Source organism: Actinomyces sp. 594 (assembly GCF_019325145.1).
Lineage (GTDB): Bacteria > Actinomycetota > Actinomycetes > Actinomycetales > Actinomycetaceae > Actinomyces.
Window position 1 is genome coordinate 1 of record NZ_PIZC01000041.1, and the last position, 2,612, is coordinate 2,612.

Consider the following 2,612-nt stretch of genomic DNA (forward strand, 5'->3'; position numbering starts at 1 on the left):
CCGCCCCCGACCCCATGACACCACAAGCCGCCCACGAATACATAAACTGGGAAGACCTGGTCCACGACTCCGTCATGAACAGTCTTGACATCACTATCGCAACGGGCGATCAAACAGGCCGCAAGCAGGGCCATGGCGCAAAGATCACCAAATGAATCTGCCTGCCTCTCGTCTACCAGGTATGCCGACCTCGCAGCCCCTCGGCTCGTCTCGCGGTGTTTGGGCCCGGGTATTCTTGAGCGTCATCGCTTCCGCAGTGTGTCTGGCGCTCACAACTGCTCCGCACCGACACAGGGAATTACCCGGCACGCGACCCCAGGCCCGCGCAGCCCTCTCGCGCCAGCGTCGGCCAGCAGGTCTACTGTTGGTGCTGTTATTGGCCTGCGCCCCTTTGGCGGGGTGCTCGCTGCGGGCGGATCAGAGCGCCCTGGGCATCCCCGGGTTCAGTCCCAGCGCCGCGGGCCACGACGACCAGGCGAATGCCCAGGCCGCTTTGGAGTATCTCAGCCCTGATGGTGAGATCAGCGACGGGAAGTGGGTGCCGGGGGAACAGGCCCAACAGCGGTGGGAGACGCTCGACGAAGGCGATTGGAACCCTGCCGGACTCGAGGAGCTCACTGCCGCCATGGCCGCAGTCTCAACCATGCGCGGCAGTCAGGACGAGGAGACCTCAGCCGCGGCAACCTGGACCACCGCCAGATCAATCAGGTTCCTCACCGACCAAGTACCCCTCAAGGACTACACCGATACAACGAAACAAAACCTCGCCGTCCTGCTCGGCAACTGCCCTGACGAGATCGCCGACATGGCGCGCGGCGGTTCACTCGAAGGAGTTAACGTATACGGTCTGTCTGGCCTCGTGACTGACGCACAGTTCGAGACCGTCCTGTACCGTGTCATCGACGATGAGACCGCCGCCGACACACTGGTCGCGACCATGCTCGAATACCACCACAATCAGATCGACTCAAAGATGACTACGGCAACCGACCCTGAAGCTCTCCTACTTGGGCAGTATCAGTTTGCCGCAAGGAGCGTAGGCTACCTCGATGGCATTGCCGAGCTGCGGGCGGGCGACAACACTCCGGACACTGTCGATGGGGCCGATATCAGGACCGTGCTGCGAGCTCAGGCCTATGTTGATGCCGCGAACTACGGCCTGCTCAGCGACGCCACCATGGAGGCGGCCGCCACCGGCAACAACGGTGCTCCCTTCTCCTTCTACACCGAGGTCGACGGGCAACCCACCATCACCGCCCCCGACCCCATAACACCCGATGCCGCCCACGAATACATGCGTTGGGACCGACTAGTCGAAGACGCCACCATGGACGGTCTTGATGTCAGGATCACCAACGGCTACAACTTTGGCTACGACGAGGGACAGGCAGCCAAAGTCATCAAATGAGTCTATCTAATCTTCTTGTCCTAAGTGCGGCATTTTTGCAGCACGTCGTCACGTTGCGACGCGAGATGCGTACGCAGACGCGCCTTGGCGTGGTCAACCTCGTATCGCTCCCGGCATTTGCCGCGCGCACCTTTCTTCATCCAGACCTGAAACCGCATTCGGGGTTGGTGCGGGCAGCCGGCACCCACCACCGCACCGAGCCGCGAGGAGGACACCTATTATGCGACTCTTTACTCGCGTAGCCCTCTCGCGGCGATGCCACCCGAGCGCAGCCATGCTTGTGCTGTTGCTGGTGTTTTGTGTGTCTTTGGTGGGTTGCTCGCTGGAGGCGGACCACAACGGCCTGGACATCCCCGGGTTCAACCCCAGCGCCACGAGCAGCAACGACCAGACCAACGCTAAGGCCGCTTTGGACTACCTCAGCCCAGATGGCGAGACCAGCGACGGGAAGTGGATGCCGGGGGAACAGACCCAACAGCGGTGGGAAGCGCTCGAAGAAGGCCACTGGAACTCCACCGCCCTGGAGGAGCTCACCGCCGCCATGGCCGCGGTCTCAACCATGCGCGACAGCCAGGACGAGGAGACCTCAGCCGCAGCAACCTGGACCACCGCCAGATCAGTCAGGTTCCTCACCGACCAAGTACCCCCCAAGGAATACACCGCGACCACGAAGCAGAACCTCGCCGCCCTGCTCGCCAACAGCCCGGACGAAATCGCCGGTCTGGCCAGCGGCGGATCTCTGGAAGTCAGTAGCGTATACGGTCTGTCCGGCCTGGTTACCGACACACACTTCGAGACCGTCCTGTACCGCGTCATCGACGACGAGCACGCCGCCGACACACTGGTCACTACGATGCTCCAATACCACCACCACCAAATCGACGAGAAGATGCCCATGTCCGCCGACCCCGAAACAACCCTGCTCGGGCAGTATCAGTCCGCCGCGCAGACCATGGGCTACCTCGATGGCATTGCCGAACTGCGGGCGGGCGACAGTACTTCCGACACCATCGACGTCGCTGATATCAGGACCGTGCTGCGAGCTCAGGCCTATGTTGATGCCGCTAACTACGGCCTGCTCAGCGACGCCACCATGGAGGCGGCTGCTACCGGTAACAACGGTGGTCCCTTCTCCTTCTACACCGAGGTCGACGGGCAACCCACCATCACCGCCCCCGACCCCATGACACCACAAGCCGCCCAC

At 62.4% G+C, this 2,612-nt stretch carries 2 protein-coding genes; both read left to right on the forward strand.

Features of this window, described 5'->3' with window-relative positions; translation table 11 throughout:
- The first annotated feature begins 181 nt into the window (after positions 1 to 181).
- Positions 182 to 1,408 (forward strand): DUF6571 family protein, encoded by a 1,227-nt coding sequence (locus GZ998_RS06910; RefSeq protein WP_306823043.1) that lies wholly within the window; start codon positions 182 to 184, stop codon positions 1,406 to 1,408.
- Positions 1,409 to 1,709: 301 nt separating this feature from the next.
- A partial coding sequence (locus GZ998_RS06915) for a DUF6571 family protein (protein WP_374939180.1) occupies positions 1,710 to 2,612 on the forward strand: 903 nt, incomplete at its 3' end.

Excerpts from the sequence above, each read along its gene's own strand:
- GZ998_RS06910 (WP_306823043.1), top strand. The coding sequence starts at position 182 with ATGCCGACCTCGCAGCCCCTCGGCTCGTCTCGCGGTGTTTGGGCCCGG.